Origin of the sequence: Azospirillum agricola, from assembly GCF_020005195.1 — a bacterium.
Classification (GTDB): Bacteria; Pseudomonadota; Alphaproteobacteria; order Azospirillales; family Azospirillaceae; genus Azospirillum; species Azospirillum agricola.
The window spans coordinates 934,863-956,064 of record NZ_JAIFZR010000005.1 but is presented as its reverse complement, the minus strand read 5'-3'; the positions used below and the strand labels follow the sequence as shown (position 1 = coordinate 956,064).

The following is a 21,202-nucleotide window of genomic DNA, read 5'->3' as shown; positions in this document are numbered from 1 at the left end:
GGGATCGCCGGCCAGGAAAGGTGGGGCAGCTTACCCGACCCGGCCGGCCGGCGGAAGCCGGGTCGACGCCGCGCGGTCGGGGCGCCGCGGTCAGCGCCCGGAGGAGACGCGGGCCATGGCGCCGGCGGAGGCGTTGAAGCTCTTCATGAAGCCGCCCTTGTCGGGAAAGGCGCGGTCGGCCTCGCGCCGCGCGGCGTCGAGGTCGGTGGCGTGGATGATCAGCCGGTTGGCCTGGAACCAGACCGGGTTGACCGCGCGTCCGACGGCGCGCGCGCTGGCGCTGTCGAAGCTGACCTCGGCCCGGAAGGGCCGGACGCCGGGTCCGGGCTGGCCCAGGCGGTGGAGGAAGCTGGGAGGCGCGCCCTCCGTCCTGGCGATCTCGCGCTGTGTCTGCCGCAGGGTCTGCTCGGCGATGGAGAGGCGCTTTTCGGCGTCCTCCACCTTGCGGCGGACCTCCTGGAGGGCTTCGTTCTCCAACGTCCACCGCTCGTGCAGGGGGGTGAGCGCCCGGCGCGCCTGGTCCAGCCCGGCCATGGCCTCCCAGCCGCGACGGACGCCGAGCAAGGCGAGCTGCGCCGTCATCCCGAGCATCGCCGCGACCGGCAGGACCGCTCCGAAAAATCCTTCGATCGTCATCGCCTCCTCCTGGCATGCCGCTTGCTGCCGTTCCCTCATCCGGGCACGGGAGCAGCAAGGATCATGCCGGCCGCGGCGCTGCCGGGGCCGTCGCGGAAGCGGCCCGTCGCCGGAGACGCCACGGTTTTGGAGTGCCCGTCATGAACGCCGCCCTCGGTCGCGTGGATCTGATGGTTCCGGTGCTGGAAACGCTGCTGCTCCTGGCCTGTCTGGCCTGGATCCTGGCCTCGGCCGCGCGCGCCGCGCGCCATGTCCTGATGGTCCAGCGCCGCCGCGCCGTGCTCGACAAGCGCCACGCCGATCTGGAGCGCGACCTCAGCAGCGTCCGCCGCTCGGTGCGCCAGCAGGACGGGGCGTTGCGTCACCTGGAAAAGGCGCTGGCCGACAAGCAGGAGGAGGTCGAGGCGGCGCAGACGCGGCTGAACGCGCTGCGCGGCGAGGGGCGGCGGGAGTATGAGCTTCTGAGCGAACGCTTCGGCGAGAAGGACAAGCTGTGGCTTCTCACGGTGCCGCGCGACGACCGGCCGGCGCGCTGGGCGGTCGCCGCTCCCGATCCGCAGACTGCGTCGGATCTGCTGACGAAGAGGGTCACCACCCCGGAGCGGCCGGAGGTGGAAGGGCAGATGTAGGAGCGCGGTCGCCTCCCAAAATGCAATCGCGGTGCGCCGCAACTGCATTTTGGGACGCAGGACGCGTTACAGCAGGCCCTTGGCGGCGATCAGCGCGCGCAGGTCCGCCTCCGGCCGGGCGCCGACATGGCTGATGATCTCGCCCGCCGCGATGGCGCCGATGCGCCCGCAGACCGCCGGTGGAAGATCGCGGGTGAAGCCGAACAGGAAGCCGGAGGCGTAGAGGTCGCCCGCCCCGGTGGTGTCGACCACGCGCCCGACCGGCTCCGCCGGAACCTCGACGACCGAGCCGGCCGAGACGATGACCGAGCCCTTCTCGCTGCGCGTCAGGGCGGCGGTCTTGCCCAGCCGCTTCACCGCCTCCAGCGCGTCCTCGAAGCGGTCGGTGCCGTAGAGGGCGCCGATCTCGTGCTCGTTGGCGAACAGGATGTCGACGTGCGTCTCCACCAGATCGACGAACTCGGCGTGGTGGCGGTGGACGCAGAAGCTGTCGGACAGCGACAGCGACACCTTGCGTCCGGCGGCGTGGGCGATGGCGGCCGCCTTGCGGAAGGCCTCCTTGGCGCCGGGCGGGTCCCACAGGTAGCCTTCCAGATAGGTGACCTGCGACGACGCGATCAGCGCCTCGTCGACGTCCTCCGGACCCAGCTCGACGCAGGCGCCGAGGTAGGTGTTCATCGAGCGCTGGGCGTCCGGCGTCACCAGGATCAGGCAGCGCGCGGTCGGCGCCCCGCCAAGCAGCGGCGCGCTGGCGAAGGCGACGCCCGAGGCGCGGATGTCGTGGCCGAACACGTCGCCGAGCTGGTCCTTGGCGACCTTGCCGATGTAGGCGCCCGCGCCGCCGAGCAGCGCGATGCCGGCCATGGTGTTGCCGGCCGAGCCGCCCGACACCTCGACGCCCGGCCCCATGCGGCCGTACAGCTCCTCGGCGCGGGCGGAATCGATCAGGGTCATCGCGCCCTTCTCGATGGCGTTGGCGGCGAGGAAGGCGTCGTCGGCGTGGGCGATGACGTCCACGATGGCGTTGCCGATGCCGGTGACGTCGTAGGCGGCCGAGGCCATGGGCGCTCCTTGATGTGATATGCGTGTCGGGGAGGGATTCGCGTTGCGGCGCGAGTATAGCGGCGGCGTCGTCGTTCACAAGCGCGCCGGCCGGGCGGTCGCTTGCATCATGAAAGTGACTGTGGGACAGTCGCCGCCATGAAGCGCACCCGCCTCGCCGACGCCCCCTGCCCCATCGCCCGCAGCCTCGACGCGGTCGGCGACTGGTGGACGCTGCTGATCCTGCGCGACGCCATGCTCGGCAGCACCCGCTTCGACGCGTTCCAGCGCGGCGTCGGGCTCGCCACCAACATGCTGGCCCGCCGCCTGCGGGCGCTGGTCGAGGCCGGGCTGCTGGAGCGCCACCCCTACCAGCAGCGGCCGCTGCGCCACGAGTACCGGCTGACCGACAAGGGCCGCGACTTCCTGCCGGTGCTGCTGGCGATGGCGGAGTGGGGCAACCGCTGGCTGATGCCGGAGGGGGCCTTCCGGCTGGTCTGCAAGGACAGCGGGGCGACCGTCCGTCCGCTGCTGGTCGACCGCGACAGCGGCCGCCCCATTGCCGCCGGGCGGGTCGCGGCCGACATGGCGAGCCATGCGGGCACGCACCACACCGGCACACAACACCACACCGGCACACAACACAGGGAAGACGTTCGATGAGACGAGTGGTCGTCACCGGCCTGGGCGCCGTCACTCCGCTGGGAACCGGCGTGGCCCACAACTGGCGCCGCATCCTGAACGGCGACAGCGGCATCGGCGCGCTGTCCGGCTTCGAGACCGGCGACCTGCCCTGCCGCATCGCCGGGCACATCCCGGCTGCCGGCGAGGGGGCCTTCGACCCCGACGCGGTGGTGCCGCCCAAGGACCAGCGCAAGATGGACCGCTTCATCCTGCTGGCGCTGGCCGCCGCCGAGGAGGCCGTCGCCGATTCCGGCTGGCGCCCGACCGAACAGCAGGCGCTGGAGCGCACCGGGGTGATGATCGGCTCCGGCATCGGCGGCCTGCCCGGCCTGGCCGAAACGGCGCTGACCCTGCACGAGAAGGGGGCGCGCCGCGTCTCGCCCTTCTTCGTGCCGTCGAACCTGATCAATCTGGCGTCCGGCCACGTCTCGATCCGCTTCGGCTTCCAGGGGCCGAACCACGCGGTGGTGACCGCCTGCGCCACCGGCGCGCACGCCATCGGCGACGCGGCGCGGCTGATCGCGTCGGACGACGCCGACGTCATGCTGGCCGGCGGCACCGAGGCGGCGATCTGCCGGCTCGGCATCGCCGGCTTCTGCGCCTCCCGCGCCATGTCCACCGGCTTCAACGACGACCCGGCGCGGGCGTCGCGCCCGTGGGACCGCGACCGCGACGGCTTCGTCATGGGCGAGGGCGCCGGCGTGCTGGTGCTGGAGGAGCTGGAGCACGCCAGGCGCCGCGGCGCCACGATTTACGCCGAGGTGACGGGCTACGGGATGTCGGGCGACGCCCACCACATCACCTCGCCGGCCGAGGACGGCGACGGCGCCTTCCGGGCGATGCGCGCCGCGCTGAAGCGGGCCGGCGTGGCGCCGGACGCGGTGGATTACGTCAACGCCCACGCCACCTCGACCCCGGCCGGCGACCCGGTGGAGATCCTCGCGGTCAAGCGGTTGTTCGGGGCGGCGGCCGGTTCGGTGTCGATGTCCTCGACCAAGTCGGCGACCGGCCATCTGCTGGGCGCGGCGGGTGCCGTGGAGGCGATCTACGGCATCCTGGCGCTGCGCGACCAGGTGGCGCCGCCGACGCTGAACCTGGAGAACCCGTCGGAGGGCTGTGACCTCGACCTTGTGCCGCTGGTTCCCAAGGAGCGGCGGATCCGCCACGTCCTGTCCAACTCCTTCGGCTTCGGCGGGACCAACGCCGCCCTGCTGTTCAGCCCGGCGCCCTGACGGGGCGTCGGTTTCCCCGTTCCGTCATGCCCGTGCCGGCACGGGCATGACGTGGCCGGGAAATCGGGCGGTGCAGCCTGGAACGCGGGGAGGCGGCACCGTAGATAAGCGGGCGCCGCCCTTTCCTTACACGGAACCCCGCATGATCCGCGCTTTGTTCCTTGCCTTCGGCCAGCTCTCCGACCCGCGCGCCCGCCGGGTGGTGTGGATCGCCGTGCTGTCCTCGGCGCTGGCCTACGCCCTGTTGTCCGTTTCCGTCTGGTGGGCGCTGTTCCACACGCCGCTGACCGGCAACGTCTGGGTCGACGGCGTCGTCGACCTGCTGGGCGGGCTGGTCGTGCTGATCCTGGCGTGGCTGCTGTTTCCGGCCACGGTCGGTACGGTGTCGAGCTTCTTCCTGGACGAGGTGGTCGGCCGGGTCGAGGCCCGCCACTACCCCCACCTGCCGCCGCCGCGCCCCAGCGGCTGGCTGGCCGATCTGTGGACGGCGCTGCGCTTCCTGGCGCTGGTGCTGGCGGTCAACCTCGTTGCCCTGCCGCTCTACATCGCCGCCCCCGGCCTGAATCTCGTCGTCTTCTACACGGTCAACGGCTATCTGCTGGGCCGCGAGTATTTCGAGATGGTGGCCCACCGCCGGATGGACCGGCGCGAAGCGCGGGCGTTGCGGCGGTCGTACCCGCTGAAACCTTTTTTGGCCGGCGTCATCATCGCCTTTCTTTCGTCGATTCCCTTCGTCAACCTGCTGGTCCCGGTCGTCGCCAGTGCCTTCATGGTCCATGTCCTCCAGTCCATGACAGGCCCCTTGCGGCGGGCCGGATGACCGTGTTACGCCGCTAGCGGCGCGGTCGCGTCCGGGCTCACCGGACGATCCGACGGAACGCCGTGTCCACGCGCGGCGTCGGCCGTCAGCCCACCCGCGTTTCCTGATTGGGGATCACCGTTCATGCTGTTCGGACGAAAGACTCCGCCCGCCGCGCCCAAACCCGACAGCGTCGCCGCGACTCCGGCACCCGCGCCCGTCGCCCGGCCCGCCGAGCCGGCCACCACCCTGTCGCCCCTGGCCTCGCTGGCGACGCCCGCGCCGTCCGCCCCCCAACCAGCGTCAGCACCCGCGCCGGCTCCCGCTCCGGCTGGAGGCATGAGCGCCGCCCTGGCCGCCGCCCAGCCCCCCTCTTCCGCTCCGACGCCTTCCGTCAAGGGACCCGAGATGAACAGCAGCAGCCCGAAGCCCCCGACCGCTCCGTCCCTTCCGGGCGCCGGTTTCAAGACCGACGTGCCGCGCCGCACCGTCGACGTCCCCGGCGTGTCCCCGCGCCAGCCGGCCGGTCTCGGCAGCCCCTCCGCCCCGCTCGGCGCGCCGCTGGGTGCCCCGGCGGCGGCCCCGCTGGCTCCCCTGCCGGAGCAGCGCCGCCTGATCGTCGGCCGCGACATCTCCCTGTCGGGCGAGATCGGCTCCTGCGACGTGCTGGTGGTCGAGGGCACGGTGGAGGCCAAGCTGCGCGAGGGCCGCTCCATCGAGATCGCCGACGGCGGCCTGTTCAAGGGCTCGGTCGAGATCGACGAGGCCGACATCGGCGGCCGCTTCGAGGGCGACATCGCCGTGCGCGGCCGGCTGACCGTGCGCGCGACCGGCAAGATCACCGGTTCGATCAAGTATGGCGAGCTGGCGGTCGAGGCCGGCGGCCAGCTGCGCGGCGACATCCAGATCTACAGCGCGGCCCCCAAGGCCGCCGCCCCGGCTCCGACGTCGGCTCCGGCTCCGGTCGAGATCCCGGTCGCGGTTCCGGCGGACGCCATCTGACCGTCGCGCGCCCGCGCCCGAACGCGCCCGGCCGGCACCCGCCGCGCCGGGCGTTTTCATGAGAAAATCCCGTCGGGGCGGAAAAACCGGGGCCGCGCCCGTCAGGCGATGATCTTGTCCTTGAAGGCGCAGAGGTCGGCGACCGTGCAGACCGGGCAGTCGGGCTTGCGCGCCTTGCAGACGTAGCGGCCGTGCAGGATCAGCCAATGGTGCGCGTGCCGCCGGTAGGGCTTGGGCACCACCTTCAGCAGCTTCGCCTCCACCGCGTCCGGCGTCTTGCCGGGAGCCATCCCGGTGCGGTTGCCGACGCGGAAGATGTGGGTGTCGACGGCGATGGTCTCCTCGCCGAAGGCGACGTTGAGGACGACGTTGGCGGTCTTGCGGCCGACGCCGGGAAGCTGCTCCAGCGCCTCGCGGTCGCGCGGCACCTCGCCGCCGTGGCGCTCAATCAGCAGTTCCGACAGGCGGATGACGTTCTTGGCCTTGGTGTTGAACAGGCCGATGGTCTTGATGAAGCCGCGCAGCCTCTCCTCCCCCAGCGCGACCATCGCCTGCGGCGTGGTGACGGTGCGGAAGAGCGGTCCGGTCGCCTTGTTGACGCCGACGTCGGTTGCCTGGGCCGACAGCACGACGGCGACCAGCAGCGTGTAGGGATTGACGTACTCCAGCTCGCTGCGCGGTTCCGGGTTGACGGCGGCGAGGCGGCGGAAGAATTCCTGGATGGCGGCGGGCTTCATGGGCGCGAGCATAGCCGCAAGCCGCCGTTCCGGCCAGCGGCGGCTGTGCCGGGGCGGCGGATTGCCGGGAAGCGGAGTATATTTTTCGCGAATTTCATCACATTTCGAGTCTCCTTCGTGTAAACCGGCGGTGGTTCCCTTGAGCGTCAACATGCTTCGACAGATTTCGTAAAGAATCCGGCCTTTCGTCCGGTTGTCCGTTTTGCTATTCCTGTGATCGTCGCCGGTTTGTTCGGCGGACGCCCAAGAAAAAGAACCGTTTCCGAAACGATTGGCGGCGGTCTTGATCGGCGGCGATGGCGGCGGGACTCGGTCCCGGGCTTGGGGGAGAAGGCGGACATGGGAACCTTCCAGGTGGAGGTGCTGGACTGGGGCTTGCGTCTGCGGCTTCAGGGCGCCCTTTCCGTCGGGCAGCGCGACACGCTGATCCGCCGGGTTGAGCATGAATGCGCGGCCTACGCCCTTCAGAAGCGCGCCTGGACCAGCCTGATCGAGTTCGACCATTTCCAGGCCGAGGGCGGCTTCCGCCCGGAACTGCTGGTCGGGCTGATGCGGCTGGCGCGGACCTGCGGGCACCAGCGTTGCGCCATCCTGCTCAGCGACTGGCAATGGGCGTCGGTCCTCGCCGACGCGATGATCGAGGCCGGCACCGACGATCAGGTGCGCATCTTCGTCCAGCCCGACGGCTTCGAGGCGGATTGCGGGAGCGCCATGGCCTGGGTGCTCCATGGCGGGGCGATTCCGCTGGTGTCGCGGGCGGCGTAAGCTGGCGTCCCGAACGCGAGGCGAGGCCTGATCCCCCGATCGCGCCGTTTCTCCGCAGAAGCTTCTCCGTTACCATCCGCCGATGCCCAGCGACCGGCCAACCGACACGCCCGGGGATGCATCCGCGAGCGTCGGACCGTCCCGCCTGTTCTTCGACGCCATCCTCCACCCCCACCGCAGCCTGGGGCGCGGCGGCTTCCGGACGCTGATGGGCGTCGTCATCCTGCTGAATCTCATGGTGGCCGGCGTCTTCGCCGCGAACGGGGCGTGGCCGGTCATCCCTTTCTGCGGGCTCGACGTGCTGGTTCTGTGGCTGGCCTTCCGCGTGAACTACCGCGCCGCCCGCCAGTACGAGCGCGTCCGCCTGACCGAGGCCGAGCTGACGGTGCAGCGGGTCCATTGGAAGGCGCCGGAACGGCGCTGGCGTTTCCATCCCCATTGGCTGAGGGTCAGCCACGACGAGCGGTCGGCGGAGGGGCGGCAGGTCACGCTGTCCTCGCACGGGCAGTCGGTCGGCGTCGGCGCCTTCCTGTCGCCGGCGGAGCGGACGGCCTTCGCGCGCGCTCTGGACGAGGCGCTGCGGGCGTGGCGCCGCCCGCCCTGCCCGCCGGCCCCCGCCGGATAGGGGCGGCCGGGCGGGTCGTCAGCCCCGGCCGTCGGTGGTGAGGCCGCGTTCGGTCAACTCCTCGTCGACTTCGCGCTCCACCTCGCGCTCGACCGCCTTCTCGAGCTTCTCGTCGATCCGGTGGTCGAGGCAGTCGGCGGTCCTGGCCAGCTTCTCGAAGCTGTCCTTGACCTTCCTGAGATCGCTTTCCGGCAGATTCTCCAGATCGATCATGCCGTTGCGCGCGGCCTTGCTGGCGCGGATCAGCTCGTCGAGCTTCAGGTGGATCGCCTGGGTGTCGCGGTTCTGGGCGTTCTGGATGACGAACACCATCAGGAAGGTCACGATCGTCGTGCCGGTGTTGATGACCAGCTGCCATGTGTCGGAGAAGTGGAACAGTGGCCCGGTGGCGCCCCACAGCAGCACCACGCCGAAGGCGGTGACGAAGGCGCCCGGCCGTCCGGACAGGCGCTCCATCCAGCGGGCGAAACGGGAAAACACCTCGCTCATCGAACGTCCACTCCCCGCCGCGTCGTCCCGGACCGGCCGTCCCGCGAGGGGACGGCCATGGGGAATAAACGCGCGGGCCCGCCGAACGTTTCGCGTTTCGTTCGGTGTAGGGCGGTCGCCGGTCTTTCGCGTCAGGACCCTTGGCTCAGCGCCTCCGCCAGCGCGCGGTCGTGGGTGTTCTGGCCGACGACGAGCTGCATCGACTGGGTCGGCATGGAGATGTCCAGCTCGTCGAACCGCTTCTTCATGCGGCGGTTGAACTCGCGGGCGACGCCCCACTGGCGGGTCGGACGGGTCTTGAACTGGGCCAGGATGTTGATGCCGGTGTCCGACAGCTTGTCGACGCCGAGAACCTCCAGCGGGTTCAGGATGTCGGCGGCGAACTGCGGCTCGGCCTGCACCGAGGCGCCGATCTCCTTCAGCACGGCGATGATGCGGTCGGGATCCTCGCGGTTGGACACCGTCACGTTGAAGAGGGTGACGGAGAAGTCCTTGCTCATGTTCTTCACCGTGGTCACGGCGCTGAACGGCACGGAGTGCACGGCGCCCGATCCGTCGCGCAGGCGGATGGAACGGATCGAGATCGCCTCCACCGTGCCGGAATGGCCGCCGCCGACATCCACCGAGTCGCCGACCGACACCGTGTCCTCGAACAGGATGAACAGGCCGGTGATGATGTCCTTGACCAGCGTCTGGGAGCCGAAACCGATGGCCAGACCGACGACGCCGGCGCCGGCCAGCAGCGGCGCGATGTTCACGCCCAGTTCCGACAGCGTGATCAGCGACACCATCGTCACCAGCAGGATCAGGAAGGCGTTGCGCAGCAGCGGCAGCAGGGTGCGCATGCGGGCGCTGCGCTCGATCTTCGTGCCGTTGCGGTCGGTCGAGGCGAGGAAATGCTCGATCATCGCGCTGACGACCTCCCAGGCCACCACGGCGCCGGCCAGCAGCAGGCTGATCGAGACGACGCTGCCGACGATGCGCCGGCCGATCGCCGACTCGGCCCAGGCCAGCGTGTCGATGCCCCAGCCGTTCAGCACCACGCCCAGCGCCACCACCCAGATCACCGTCTTGCCGAAGCGCTGGACGATGGGCAGGTAGAAGTAGGCGCGCTCGTGCAGCTGCGGCAGGGTGCCCTGCATCTCGCGGTTGATGCGAAGGCCGCGCCGCAGCGTGCGGTTCAGCCCGCCGACCAGCAGCCGGGCGACGGCGACCGCGACCACGGTGATGGCGGTGGCGCGGGCGAGATACTCGAAGCCGCCATAGACGTTCAGCACCCAGACGCCCAGCGTGACGACCACATACAGGATTGCCAGCACGTGCCAGATGTCGGCGAAGCGCCGCCGCGCCGTGCGCAGCACGGCGCCCTGCCCCTCGGCCTCGCGCTGGGCGGTGGCCAGCGGGTCGCCGTTGCCGGACAGCGGGTTGCCGCGCATCCATTCGGCGACGCCGACGCGGTTTTGCAGGATCAGCACGATCAGCATGCCGGCGATCACCACGCCCAGCAGCTTCAGCAGCGCCCCGTAGGCGCCGAGCGGCAGGCCCAGCACATAGGCGCCCTCGGCCAGGAAATAGCCGTAGACGGCGGCGGCGATCAGGCGGCGCGTCCAGATGTAGGCCCGGCGCGCGCCCTCGTCGCTGGTGCGGATCAGGCGGAGGTTGGCCGCCTCGGGCGCGAAGAGCAGGCGCACGCCGATCAGCAGCACCTGGATGATGACGGTGGCGTTGACGACGGCGAGCGCGACCAGCCGCACGCGCGGCCCCGGCTCGGTCACCGACAGGATGGTGTAGGCGACGACGATGAAGGCGACGATCGGCGCCAGCTCCAGCAGCGCGCGGCCGAGCAGCAGCGGGATGCGCACCAGCGTCGAGGAGACCGGACGGGCGGCCAGCGCGTGGCGCGGCCGGTTCAGCAGACGGCGGACCCCGAACCCGACCACCGCCCCGATGGCGAGGATCAGGGCGAGCTGGATGCCGATCTGCACCCAGCGCTCGCGCGCCGACGGATCCTCGATCTGGCGTTGCACCCAGGAAATGGCGCCCGGCAGGTCGGCGAAGACGTTGGCGACCTGCACGAGCTGCCGGCTGACCACATCCATGCGCTCGGCCAGGAAGGACAGCGCCTTGGCGCCGATGGTCTGCGGCAGGGCCGACTCGCCCTCCGCCTCCTTGGCCTGGGTCAGCCCCTTCTGCGCGGCGACCAGCGCGCGGAGCTGCTCGACCAGCCGGGCGCGGGCCTCCGGATTCTCCAGGGTGGAGACCATCGCCTCCAGCTGCTGGATCGTCGGCTCGCCGGCCGCGACCGGCGCGCCGCCGGATGCCGCCGGGGCCGCCACGGGGAGCGGCGCCCCGCCGGCGGCGGGGGCCGCGGCGAAGCCGGGCGCGGACAGTCCACAGGACAGGGCCAGCAGAAGCAGGGCCGCCAATCCGCCGAGAAGGCGGGTCGACCAGCGGGAGCGTGCGGCAGGCATTCGGTACCGATCCATCAACAGGTCACTCGGCAGTCATCGGAGCTTCGGGAAGTTAATCTCCCCTTACCCGCTTGCCAACCCGACCGGCGGGACCTTTTTTAAGTCACGGCTGCGGGCCGCCGCCCGTTTCCTGTCACGTTTCACTGCGCGAGGACCGGCCATGGCCGAGATTCCCCCGAAGACTCCCGGCGCGTCTCCAGCCCCGGCGGAACCCGCCGATCCCGGCAGCGAGGGCGCCGTCCGCCCCAGGCTGGTCGCCGCCAAGGAGCAATGGGCGCGCGACGGCCGCGCGCTGACCGGGCAGGCCGCCGACCCGGCCCGCGACCGCCTGCCGCCCGGCCAGCGGCTGGTCGAGGACTGGCCGGTGCTCGACCTCGGCGTCACGCCCGGCGTGACCGAGCGGAGCTGGAGCCTGACCGTGGACGGTCTGGTGGAGAGCCCGCTGTCCTGGCGCTGGGACGATCTCCAGGCGCAGCCGCAGGAGCAATTCCTGTCGGACATCCACTGCGTCACCACCTGGTCGCGCTACGACAACCGGTGGGAGGGGGTGAGCGCCCGCCGCCTGCTGGCGCTGGCCCGGCCGAAGCCGGAGGCGCGCTTCGTCGTCTTCCATTCGTCGGACGGCTACACGACCAACGTGGCGCTGGCGGATTTCGACGCGGACGGCGTTCTGCTGGCGACCAAATGGCAGGGGCAACCGATCGGCCGCGACCATGGCGGCCCGGTGCGCATCGTCCTGCCCAGGCTCTATTTCTGGAAGAGCGCCAAGTGGGTGAAGCGGATCGAGCTGCTGGCGGAGGACCGTCCGGGCTATTGGGAGGTCCGCGGCTACCACAACCATGCCGACCCCTGGACGGAGGAGCGCTATTCGGACTGAGGCGGCCGCGCGCAGCCTCGTCTGCGCGGTTGGCATCCCGCGCCAAAGCCGCTATGGTCGTGCGCAGCGGCCCCGTAGCTCATCTGGATAGAGCACAAGTTTCCTAAACTTGGGGCAGCAGGTTCGAGTCCTGCCGGGGTCGCCATTCCCTTTCAACGCTCAACGCCTTTGGCGCCCAGCACCCGACGCACGGCTCAATGCGCCGTGATCGGGCAGACCACCGCCCTGGTCGCCTTGGCCAGATCGGCCGGCGCCAGGACGATCTGCAAGCCGCGCCGGCCGCCGTTCACCACCATCTCGGGCAGGCCCTCGGCGCTGGCGTCGACGAAGGTCGGAAGCGCCTTCTTCTGGCCGAGCGGGCTGATGCCGCCGACCATGTAGCCGGTGGTCTTCTCGGCGAGCGCCGGGTCGGCGAGGTCGGCCTTCTTCGCCTTGGCCGCCGCCGCGATGGCCTTCAAATCCAGCTTCGCCGCCACCGGGATCACCGCGCAGGCCAGCCCCTTGGGCTCGAGCTGGACGATCAGCGTCTTGTAGACGATGGCCGGATCCAGCCCGAGGGCCGACGCGGCGTGCAGGCCGATGGCGTCGGCGGCGGGATCGTAGACATATTCGAGCAGCCGGTAGCTCACCCCCGCCGCCTTCGCCGCGTTGACCGCCGGTGTCACCTTCGCCGCCATCGCCCCCTGCCGCTTTCCGCACTGTCGAAGGCGCGAGCTTAGAGCGGATCGCGTAAAACCGGAATCGGTTTGGAGCGTGAATCCGCTCGTCATCAAAAGGCTAAAGTTTCGTGCGTTTCTTATTAAACGCACGAAACTTTAGCAGAGAGGGCGCCGGTTGCGTCAACCGCGAGCGCCGCCCTTATTCGCCGCGCGAGGACGGGTTGCCGATCATGGTCAGGAACTCCCGCCGGGTCGACGGGTCGGTGCGGAAGGCGCCGAGCATGCGGCTGGTCACCATGGTGACGCCGGTCTTGTGGACGCCGCGCGTCGTCATGCACTGGTGCTGCGCCTCGATCACCACCGCGACACCCTCCGGCTGGAGCACCTGGTCGAGGGTGTTGGCGATCTGCGCCGTCATCTTCTCCTGGATTTGCAGGCGCTTGGCGTAGGCCTCGACGAGCCGGGCCAGCTTGGAGATGCCGACCACCCGGTGCTTGGGCAGGTAGGCGACGTGCGCCTTGCCGATGATCGGCACCATGTGGTGCTCGCAGTAGGACTCCACCCGGATGTCGCGCAGCACGACCATCTCGTCGTAGCCGTCGGTCTCCTCGAAGGTGCGCTGGAGCAGCTCGACCGGGTCGGTGCCGTAGCCGGCGAAGAACTCCTCGTAGGAGCGGACGACGCGGTCGGGCGTGCCGAGCAGCCCCTCGCGCGCCGGGTCGTCGCCGGCCCAGCGCAGCAGGGTGCGGACGGCCTCCTCCGCCTCGGCGCGGGACGGGCGCGTGGTCTCGGACGCGCCGGAGCGCGGGAGTCCGCCGGGGCCGCGAAGCACGTTCTCAACGAGCGGAATCTTGGGAGCCGTCACGGGGAAAAACCTTTCGGTGGCTGGTTCTCGATGTCCGGATTCGGTTGGGAGTGATCCGGATTGCGCATCGATACGATGCCGGGCCTCGCGCGGATCATAGGCCGTTCAACGGAAAGCCGCCCCGTCATCCGCCTTTCGGCGAAATCGACATGGCATTGGTTTCGCCGCTTTCAACCCTGGGACGATCACGGCGGCGGGAAAAACATCAATTCAGCCGCATCGGCTGGTGCGGGCTGTCGAGCGAGAAGGCCGGGATCGTCACGTCGAACGGCCGCCCATCCGACGATTCCATGCCGTAGCTGCCGGCCATGATGCCCGACGGCGTGCCGAGCGGCGTGCCGCTGGTGTATTCGAAATGACCGCCCGGTTCCAAAACCGGCTGCTCGCCGACCACACCCGGCCCGCGCACCTCCTGCACGCGGCCCATGGCGTCGGTGATGCGCCAGTGGCGGGTGCGGAGCTGCACCGTCTCCCTGCCCTCGTTCTCGATGCGGACATGGTAGGCCCAGACGTAGCGCCCCTCGGCGGGGGCCGACTGGTCCTCCAGGAACACGGGTTGGACGGTGACGCGGATGGCGCGGGTGACGGCGGTGTACATGGCGCGGCCTGGAGCTTTGCTGGCATGACGAATCGCGGAAGGCGACCAGCATAAGGGCGGGGGTCATCCCCTGTCCAGAATGAGGGGCCGGATCGGCGGAGGGCCGCGTCCGGAAGCCCGGAACACCGCCCTGTGGAAAGTGCCGGAAAAGCACGCGCGCAGATTGATGCAGTCATGCGTTCCCCTGGGGCCAACACGGTCTTGCGACGGGGGGGTGCCGATGATATATGCGCAAGTCCCAGCAACGGCCGATGAGCCTTCCACATGTCTCGTTCGCACGCCCTTCGCATCCGACGACGGAGCCTCGCACCGCAGAACGCGGGTGCGGCCGTCCTTGGGTCGCGTGCGAACGCCAAAGGCATCGAAGGGACCTGATCCCCGGCCTCCGGCGACGGCGCGACCCGCTCTGAGAAGACCCTCTTCCGACCGGGAGCCATCGCATATGATCATCACCACCGAACAGCCCAGGCACGCGCCCGTCATCGAAGCCCTGCTCGACGCGTCCTTCGGCCCCGGCCGGCTCCAGAAGACCGCCTACCGGCTGCGGGACGGCGTCGGCTCGATCCCCGAGCTGAACCTCGTCGCCATCGACCACGACGAGCACGGCAACGAGATCCTGGAGGGCACCATCCGCTACTGGCCGGTCCTGGTCGGCGGCGTCACCCCGACCCTGCTGCTCGGCCCCATCGCGGTGGCGGGGCATCTCCAGGGCGGCGGGCTGGGCAGCAAGCTGATCCGGATGAGCCTGAACAAGGCCATCGCGCTCGGCTACAAGTCCGTCATCCTGGTCGGCGACGCCCCCTACTACGAGCGGTTCGGCTTCACGCGGAACCTGACGCTCGGCATGCAGATGCCGGGTCCGGTGGACATGGACCGGCTGCTCGGCCTGGAGCTGGTCGAGGGCGCGCTGGACGGCGCGTCCGGCATGATCGGGCGGGCGGAAACGGCGGTTCCGGCGCTGCCGGCGGCGACGGAGGCGGCGGCACCCTTGTCTTTTCTCTTCTCCCGGACCTGGCGCGACCGGATGTGGGCCGACATGGCGGTCGGCGCCGCGTGACGGCGGACCCCCGGCTCCGGATGACCCGTGGCCCAGGATGATCTGTGGGATGATCGGCGGGACGGACGAGCATTGACTCGATTCGCCCCGCCTGTGCTACCATCACGCGATGAGCGGCTCCGGCGGACCGGCGCCGCGCGCGCCACACCGTCCGGTGTGAGCGCGCTATTCGTTTTTGTGCGGAAGGGAGCGGGTTGAGCAAGAAGCTGTTCATCAAGACCTGGGGCTGCCAGATGAACGTCTACGACTCCGCCCGCATGGCGGACGTCCTGGCACCGCTGGGTTACCGTCCGGTCGATGAACCCGACGGCGCCGACATGGTGATCCTCAACACCTGCCACATCCGAGAGAAGGCCGCCGAGAAGGTCTTCTCGGAGCTTGGCCGCCTGCGCATCCTGAAGGACGAGAAGGCCGCCGCCGCCGGGGGGACCGCCGCGGACTCGTCCGGCGACGGCCGGATGATCCTCGCCGTCGCCGGCTGCGTCGCCCAGGCCGAGGGCGAGGAGATCGTCGCCCGCGCCCCCTTCGTCGACATGGTCTTCGGCCCGCAGACCTACCACACCCTGCCGGAGATGGTCGCCAAGGCGACCCGCGCCGCCGGCAGCGTGCTGAACACCGATTTCCCGGCCGAATCCAAGTTCGACTTCCTGCCCGAGGAGGCGGTCAGCCAGGGGGCCGCCGCTTTCCTCGCCGTGCAGGAGGGCTGCGACAAGTTCTGCACCTTCTGCGTCGTCCCCTACACCCGCGGCGCCGAATTCTCGCGGCCGGCCGCGCAGATCCTTCTGGAAGCGAAACGGCTGGCGGCCGGCGGCACGCGCGAGATCAGCCTGCTCGGCCAGAACGTCAACGCCTGGCACGGCGACGGTCCCGACGGCTCGACCTGGGGGCTGGGCCGGCTGATCCGCGAGCTGGCGGAGATCGACGGGGTGGAGCGCATCCGCTACACCACCTCGCACCCGCGCGACATGGACGAGGAGCTGATCCGCGCCCATGCCGAGGTGCCGCAGCTGATGCCGTACCTGCATCTGCCGGTGCAGTCGGGGTCGGACCGCATCCTCGCGGCGATGAACCGCAAGCACAGCGCCGACGATTACCGCCGCCTCGTCGACCGTCTGAAGACGGTCAACCCGGATCTGGCGCTGTCCGGCGACTTCATCGTCGGCTTCCCCGGCGAGAGCGACGCCGACTTCGCGGCGACGCTGAAGCTGGTCTCGGATGTCGGCTACGCCCAGGCCTACTGCTTCAAGTACAGCCCGCGCCCCGGCACCCCGGCGGCGTTGGAGGACCGGCAGGTGCCGGAGCCTGTGAAGGAGGAACGCCTCGCCGCCCTCCAGCAGCTCATCGGCGCGCAGCAGGTCGCCTTCAACCACGGCTTCGTCGGCCGCACGATGAAAGTGCTGTTCGATCGCGTCGGACGGCGCGACGGGCAGCTGCTCGGCCGCAGCCCGTGGATGCAGTCGGTCCACGCCGAGGCGAACGAGCGGCTGCTCGGCCGCATCGTCGAGGTCCGCATCGTCGAGGCGCGGCCCAGCAGCCTGACCGGCGTCGTCGTCACCGGCGAGCACAGCACGACGGCCCATTCCCAGCCCGCCCATTCCCTGGAGGCAAGCGCTTGAACGGCCAGCCCGACCGGCGGATCGACGTCCAGTTCGAGGACAACCGGCTGTTGCCGATGCTGTACGGGGAGCATGACCGCCACCTCGCCCGCATCGAGACCCTGCTGGGTGTGTCGCTGATCTCGCGCGGCAACACGCTGACCGTGTCCGGCCCGCCCGACGCCGCCGAGGCGGCGCGGGCCGCGCTGGACTCGCTGTACGAGCGTCTGACGCGCGGCATGGCGGTCGGTCCCGGCGAGGTCGACGGCGCCGTCCGCATGGCGACCTCGCCCGGCGCCGAGGAGGCCCGGGCGGCTGGCGGGGCCGGGGGCGGCAGCGGGATCACGCGGGCGGAGATCACGCTGCGCACCCGCAAGCGCGGCGCCATCACCCCGCGCTCGCCGATGCAGGCGGCCTATCTCCAGGCGCTGGCGGAAAGCGAGCTGGTGTTCGGGCTGGGGCCGGCCGGCACTGGCAAGACCTATCTGGCGGTGGCCCAGGCGGTGGCGCTGCTGACCACCGGCCAGGTCGACCGCATCGTGCTGTCGCGCCCGGCGGTCGAGGCGGGGGAGCGGCTGGGCTTCCTGCCCGGCGACCTCAAGGAGAAGGTCGATCCTTACTTGCGCCCGCTCTACGACGCGCTGCACGACATGCTGCCGGCCGAGCAGGTGAAGAAGCGGCTGGAATCCGGCGAGATCGAGATCGCGCCGCTCGCCTTCATGCGCGGCCGGACGCTCGGCAACGCCTTCGTCATCCTCGACGAGGCGCAGAACACCACGCCGATGCAGATGAAGATGTTCCTCACCCGGCTGGGCGAGGGCGGACGCATGGCGGTGACCGGCGACATCTCGCAGATCGACCTGCCGTCGGGCACCCGGTCGGGCCTGCGCGACGCGCTCGACATCCTGAAGGGGGTCGAGGGCGTCCGCTTTGTCCATTTCACCGACGCCGACGTGGTGCGCCACCCGATGGTCGCCCGCATCATCCGCGCCTACGACCGCGCCGACGCCCAGAAGCTGGAGAATGGGCGGGCCGAGGCCGCGCGGCCGGTGCCGAGACCAACCTCCAACGGGGAGGGAACGCCGTGATGGCCGTGGACGTCACCGTATCCCGCGAGGCCGGCGACTGGGCCGAGAACGCCGAATGGCTGGCCGAGAAGGCCGCGCTCGCCGCGCTCGCCGCCATCTACGACGAGGAGGATGGCCCGGCCGAACTGTCGGTCGTGCTGGCCGACGACGCGCTGGTCCACCAGCTGAACCGCGACTACCGCGGCAAGGACAAGCCGACCAATGTGCTGTCCTTCGCCCTGACCGAGGCCGACGAGCCGGAACCGGTGGAGGGCGCGCCCGTCCTGCTGGGCGACGTCATCCTCGCCTTCGAGACGGTCCGGCGCGAGGCCGCCGAACAGAACAAGGCCCCGGCGGACCACATGACCCACCTTGTGGTGCATGGTGTTCTGCATCTGCTGGGGTATGATCACGAGACGGACGACGAGGCCGAGGAGATGGAGGCGCTGGAAACCCGGCTGCTCGCCGATCTCGGCATCGCCGATCCGTACGCCGCCAACCGTCTCCTGCCGGACAGTCCGGACGGAGCGGACCCGACCAACCATGAACCGCCGGACCGATGAGCGAAATTTCCGACAGTCGGACGCCCCGTGAGAACGGGGCCGAAGAAGAGCAGAATTCCCTGGGGCACCTCGTCAAGGGGTGGGTCCGCACCGTCTGGGGCGGGCGTGGCGACTCCACGCTCCGCGCCACGATCGAGGAATTGATCGGGGACCTGGACGAGGAGGAGGGTTCGGTGGGGGCCGGCGAACGCGCGCTGCTCACCAACATCCTGAAGCTGCGCGAGACGACCGTGGCCGACGTCATGGTGCCGCGCGCCGACATCATCGCGGTGGACATCGACACGCCGCTTCCCGCGCTGGTCCAGAAGGTCGCCGAGGAGGGGCATTCCCGCCTGCCGGTGTACCGCGAGACGCTCGACGACGTCGTCGGCGTCATCCACATCAAGGACGTGCTGTCGGTGATGGCCCGGCAGGCCCAGGGCAACGCCGCCGAGGCGGACCTGAAGGGCATCGTCCGCGACGTCAAGATCGTCGCCCCCTCCATGCCGGTGCTCGACCTGCTGGTGCAGATGCGGCAGAGCCGCCGCCATCTGGCGCTGGTGGTGGACGAGTTCGGCGGCATCGACGGCCTCGTCACCATCGAGGATCTGGTCGAGGAGATCGTCGGCGAGATCGAGGACGAGCACGACGAGGAATCCGCGCCGCGCCTGGTCGAACGCCCCGACGGCAGCCTGATCGCCGACGCCCGCCTGCCCATCGAGGATTTCGAGGAGCGCGTCGGCCCGGTGCTGACCGAGGAGGAGCGCGAGGACATCGAGACGCTGGGCGGTCTGGTCGTCTCGCTCGCCGGCCGGGTGCCGGCGCGTGGCGAGATGCTGATCCACCCGTCGGGCCTCGAATTCGAGATCGTCGAGGCGGATTCCCGCCGCCTGAAGCGCCTGCGCGTGCGCAACGCGCCGGCGAACAGCTCCGATCTCGCCGAGACGGCCTGACCGTCCTCCGGACGTTCCACGCAACGCCGCGAGCCATGCCCCCGCTTCGACCCTCCCCTGCGCCGCAGGGGTGGGCTGGAGCGGGGGCAAGTCCTTGATCGGGCTTGCAGCCTCTCCGCGCGGCACCACTTATGGGCAGCGTTGCCTCTGCCGCTGCCGGAGTTTTCCCTTTTGACCGTGACCGACACGCTGCCCGTTCCGGCCCGGCTGGGCCGTGTGTCCGCGCGTCTCGCGTCGCTCACCGGCTGGCGGCGGCTGGCCATGGCAGCGGCGCTGGGCGGACTCGCCACCCTCGCCCTGCCCCCCGCCTACGCCCTGCCCTTGCTGCTGGTCGCCTTTCCGGGGCTGATCTGGCTGCTGGGCGGCGCCGCGACCGGGCGGCGGGCCTTCGCCATCGGCTGGTTCTTCGGCTTCGGCCATCATCTGCTCGGGCTCTACTGGGTCAGCGCCGCCCTGTTCACCGACATCGAGCGCTTCTGGTGGGCGCTGCCGCTGTCGGCCGCCGGCCTGCCGATCCTGATGGCGATGTTCACCGGCGGCGCGGCCTGGCTGTTCCATGCCCTGCGCGCGCGGGGTCTCGGCGCCGGGTTGGCGGGACCGCTGCTGTTCGCCGCCTGCTGGGCGCTGTTCGAGTGGCTGCGCGGGCACGTCTTCACCGGCTTTCCCTGGAACCTGCTCGGCTATGGCTGGGTCGGGGTGCCGCCGGTCCTGCAAAGCGTGTCGCTGGTCGGCATCTACGGCCTGACCCTGCTGACCGTGCTGGTCGCGTCCCTGCCCGCCGCCCTGCCCGATCCGGGCATCCGGCCGCGCCGCGCCGGCACGGCGCTGGCCGCCGGGCTGGCGCTGTTCGCGGCGCTGGCCGGCTGGGGGGCGTGGCGGCTTGCCACCGCGTCGGACGAGACGGTTCCGGGCGTGCGGCTGCGGCTGGTCCAGGCGGCCATCGACCAGCGCCTGAAATGGGCCCCCGGCGAGCGCGAGAAGAACGTCCAGCTTCACCTCGATCTTTCCGCCACGCCCTCGGCCGAGCCGGTCACCCACGTCATCTGGCCGGAAACCGCGGTTCCCTTCTTCCTGGACGGCGACGCGCGGGTGCGGCAGGTGCTGGGGTCGGTCGTCCCCTCCGGCGGTCTGCTGATCACCGGCGCCCCGCGCAGCGCGGTCGACGCGGAGGGCGAGCGGCGCTACTACAACAGCCTCGTGGCGCTCGACGGCAGCGGCGCCGTGGCCGGCTCCTTCGACAAGTTCCATCTGGTGCCCTTCGGCGAATACATGCCGCTGCGCCGCTGGCTGCCGGTCGGCGCCATCGCCGGCAACGGGGCCGAGTTCTCCCCCGGTCCCGGCCCGACGACGCTGCGCCTGAACGGCATCCCGCCGGTCAGCCCGCTGATCTGCTACGAGGGCATCTTCCCCGGCGCCGTGACCGATCCCCACAACCGGCCGCAGTGGCTGCTCAACCTGACCAACGACGCGTGGTACGGCCGCACCGCCGGACCGCACCAGCATTTCGCGATCAACCAGGTTCGCGCGGTGGAGGAAGGTCTGCCGCTTGTCCGAGTTGCCAATACGGGTATTTCCGGGCTGGTGGACGCCTACGGGCGTGTGACAAAGTCGCTTGGTCTGGGTGAACGAGGGATCATCGACACCACATTGCCGAAAGCGCCGCCTGGAACCACGCTCTATGGGCGTGTCGGGGACATGATTTTCGGCCTAATGCTTCTGGGTTGTTTTCTCGGAGCGATGCTCTCTCGATATCACCGTTGACCGATGCCGCCGGCGCAACCCGGGCGTGGCCGTGGCCACGCGCCAGGGAAGCGAGGACGCGGGCTTGACTGCATACGTGGATATGTCGTATCAAAGTTGCACAACTGTTACAGGGATA

At 70.4% G+C, this 21,202-nt stretch carries 22 protein-coding genes and 1 tRNA gene; 15 read left to right on the top strand and 8 right to left on the bottom strand.

The window, feature by feature from the left end:
- Window positions 1-90 precede the first annotated feature (90 nt).
- Window positions 91-636: a hypothetical protein gene (locus JN22_RS19460; protein WP_085555515.1), complete on the bottom strand. Its 546-nt coding sequence runs from the start codon at window positions 634-636 to the stop codon at window positions 91-93.
- A gap of 140 nt (window positions 637-776) precedes the next feature.
- Between JN22_RS19460 and JN22_RS19455 the strand changes: the two genes are divergently transcribed.
- Window positions 777-1,265, top strand: coding sequence for a hypothetical protein (locus tag JN22_RS19455; protein ID WP_223677795.1), 489 nt, complete (start codon window positions 777-779; stop codon window positions 1,263-1,265).
- A 66-nt stretch (window positions 1,266-1,331) separates the two neighbouring features.
- Here the strand turns inward: JN22_RS19455 and JN22_RS19450 are convergent, their stop codons facing one another.
- Window positions 1,332-2,327, bottom strand: coding sequence for an adenosine kinase (locus JN22_RS19450; RefSeq protein ID WP_085555514.1), 996 nt, complete (start codon window positions 2,325-2,327; stop codon window positions 1,332-1,334).
- Between the two features lie 138 nt (window positions 2,328-2,465).
- Here JN22_RS19450 and JN22_RS19445 point away from each other — a divergent pair, with 138 nt between their 5' ends.
- From JN22_RS19445 to JN22_RS19430, 4 genes are all read left to right on the top strand, one after another.
- Window positions 2,466-2,969, top strand: coding sequence for a winged helix-turn-helix transcriptional regulator (locus tag JN22_RS19445; RefSeq protein WP_085555513.1), 504 nt, complete (start codon window positions 2,466-2,468; stop codon window positions 2,967-2,969).
- A complete protein-coding gene (gene fabF, locus JN22_RS19440; protein WP_085555512.1) occupies window positions 2,966-4,222 on the top strand; it encodes a beta-ketoacyl-ACP synthase II in 1,257 nt (418 codons plus the stop codon). The genes JN22_RS19445 and fabF overlap by 4 nt, the downstream gene beginning before the upstream one ends.
- A 142-nt stretch (window positions 4,223-4,364) precedes the next feature.
- Window positions 4,365-5,042, top strand: coding sequence for an EI24 domain-containing protein (locus JN22_RS19435; protein WP_143268363.1), 678 nt, complete (start codon window positions 4,365-4,367; stop codon window positions 5,040-5,042).
- A gap of 123 nt (window positions 5,043-5,165) precedes the next feature.
- A complete protein-coding gene (locus tag JN22_RS19430) occupies window positions 5,166-6,023 on the top strand; it encodes a bactofilin family protein (protein WP_085555511.1) in 858 nt (285 codons plus the stop codon).
- Between the two features lie 101 nt (window positions 6,024-6,124).
- On the opposite strand, the gene nth is transcribed toward JN22_RS19430, so the two are convergent.
- The gene (gene nth / locus JN22_RS19425) at window positions 6,125-6,772 is read right to left on the bottom strand and encodes an endonuclease III (protein ID WP_223677794.1); all 648 of its coding nucleotides are present in this window, start codon (window positions 6,770-6,772) and stop codon (window positions 6,125-6,127) included.
- 327 nt (window positions 6,773-7,099) lie between these two features.
- Between nth and JN22_RS19420 the strand changes: the two genes are divergently transcribed.
- The gene (locus JN22_RS19420; protein ID WP_085555510.1) at window positions 7,100-7,525 is read left to right on the top strand and encodes a hypothetical protein; all 426 of its coding nucleotides are present in this window, start codon (window positions 7,100-7,102) and stop codon (window positions 7,523-7,525) included.
- Window positions 7,526-7,607: 82 nt separating this feature from the next.
- The gene (locus tag JN22_RS19415; RefSeq protein ID WP_085555509.1) at window positions 7,608-8,150 is read left to right on the top strand and encodes a DUF2244 domain-containing protein; all 543 of its coding nucleotides are present in this window, start codon (window positions 7,608-7,610) and stop codon (window positions 8,148-8,150) included.
- An 18-nt stretch (window positions 8,151-8,168) separates the two neighbouring features.
- On the opposite strand, the gene JN22_RS19410 is transcribed toward JN22_RS19415, so the two are convergent.
- Both JN22_RS19410 and JN22_RS19405 read right to left on the bottom strand, forming a co-directional pair.
- Window positions 8,169-8,639, bottom strand: a complete 471-nt coding sequence (locus JN22_RS19410; RefSeq protein ID WP_085555508.1) for a low affinity iron permease family protein — start codon at window positions 8,637-8,639, stop codon at window positions 8,169-8,171.
- Window positions 8,640-8,770: 131 nt separating this feature from the next.
- On the bottom strand, window positions 8,771-11,110 hold the full coding sequence (locus JN22_RS19405; protein ID WP_143268362.1) for a mechanosensitive ion channel domain-containing protein: 2,340 nt from the start codon (window positions 11,108-11,110) through the stop codon (window positions 8,771-8,773).
- Between the two features lie 160 nt (window positions 11,111-11,270).
- Between JN22_RS19405 and JN22_RS19400 the strand changes: the two genes are divergently transcribed.
- Both JN22_RS19400 and JN22_RS19395 read left to right on the top strand, forming a co-directional pair.
- Window positions 11,271-11,987, top strand: coding sequence for a sulfite oxidase-like oxidoreductase (locus JN22_RS19400; RefSeq protein ID WP_085555506.1), 717 nt, complete (start codon window positions 11,271-11,273; stop codon window positions 11,985-11,987).
- A gap of 68 nt (window positions 11,988-12,055) precedes the next feature.
- Window positions 12,056-12,132, top strand: a tRNA-Arg gene (locus JN22_RS19395).
- Window positions 12,133-12,181: 49 nt separating this feature from the next.
- On the opposite strand, the gene ybaK is transcribed toward JN22_RS19395, so the two are convergent.
- The 3 genes from ybaK to apaG all read right to left on the bottom strand — a co-directional run bounded on the left by ybaK (window position 12,182) and on the right by apaG (window position 14,109).
- Complete coding sequence (ybaK, locus tag JN22_RS19390; RefSeq protein ID WP_179166193.1) at window positions 12,182-12,664, bottom strand: Cys-tRNA(Pro) deacylase; 483 nt, start codon at window positions 12,662-12,664, stop codon at window positions 12,182-12,184.
- A 181-nt stretch (window positions 12,665-12,845) separates the two neighbouring features.
- Window positions 12,846-13,478 carry a GTP cyclohydrolase I FolE gene (folE, locus tag JN22_RS19385; protein WP_085557246.1) on the bottom strand — a complete coding sequence of 211 codons (633 nt, stop codon included), beginning with the start codon at window positions 13,476-13,478 and terminating at the stop codon, window positions 12,846-12,848.
- A 238-nt stretch (window positions 13,479-13,716) separates the two neighbouring features.
- The gene (gene apaG / locus JN22_RS19380; protein ID WP_085555505.1) at window positions 13,717-14,109 is read right to left on the bottom strand and encodes a Co2+/Mg2+ efflux protein ApaG; all 393 of its coding nucleotides are present in this window, start codon (window positions 14,107-14,109) and stop codon (window positions 13,717-13,719) included.
- Between the two features lie 442 nt (window positions 14,110-14,551).
- Between apaG and JN22_RS19375 the strand changes: the two genes are divergently transcribed.
- The 6 genes from JN22_RS19375 (at window position 14,552) to lnt (ending at window position 21,084) form a co-directional block, all read left to right on the top strand.
- Window positions 14,552-15,166 carry a GNAT family N-acetyltransferase gene (locus JN22_RS19375; RefSeq protein WP_085555504.1) on the top strand — a complete coding sequence of 205 codons (615 nt, stop codon included), beginning with the start codon at window positions 14,552-14,554 and terminating at the stop codon, window positions 15,164-15,166.
- 194 nt (window positions 15,167-15,360) lie between these two features.
- Window positions 15,361-16,782 carry a tRNA (N6-isopentenyl adenosine(37)-C2)-methylthiotransferase MiaB gene (gene miaB, locus JN22_RS19370; protein WP_085555503.1) on the top strand — a complete coding sequence of 474 codons (1,422 nt, stop codon included), beginning with the start codon at window positions 15,361-15,363 and terminating at the stop codon, window positions 16,780-16,782.
- On the top strand, window positions 16,779-17,849 hold the full coding sequence (locus JN22_RS19365; protein WP_223677793.1) for a PhoH family protein: 1,071 nt from the start codon (window positions 16,779-16,781) through the stop codon (window positions 17,847-17,849). The genes miaB and JN22_RS19365 overlap by 4 nt, the downstream gene beginning before the upstream one ends.
- The gene (gene ybeY, locus JN22_RS19360) at window positions 17,849-18,391 is read left to right on the top strand and encodes an rRNA maturation RNase YbeY (RefSeq protein WP_085555502.1); all 543 of its coding nucleotides are present in this window, start codon (window positions 17,849-17,851) and stop codon (window positions 18,389-18,391) included. Before JN22_RS19365 ends, ybeY begins: the two co-directional genes overlap by 1 nt.
- Window positions 18,388-19,323: a hemolysin family protein gene (locus tag JN22_RS19355; RefSeq protein ID WP_085555501.1), complete on the top strand. Its 936-nt coding sequence runs from the start codon at window positions 18,388-18,390 to the stop codon at window positions 19,321-19,323. Before ybeY ends, JN22_RS19355 begins: the two co-directional genes overlap by 4 nt.
- A 177-nt stretch (window positions 19,324-19,500) precedes the next feature.
- Window positions 19,501-21,084, top strand: a complete 1,584-nt coding sequence (gene lnt / locus JN22_RS19350; protein ID WP_223677942.1) for an apolipoprotein N-acyltransferase — start codon at window positions 19,501-19,503, stop codon at window positions 21,082-21,084.
- Window positions 21,085-21,202 lie beyond the last annotated feature (118 nt).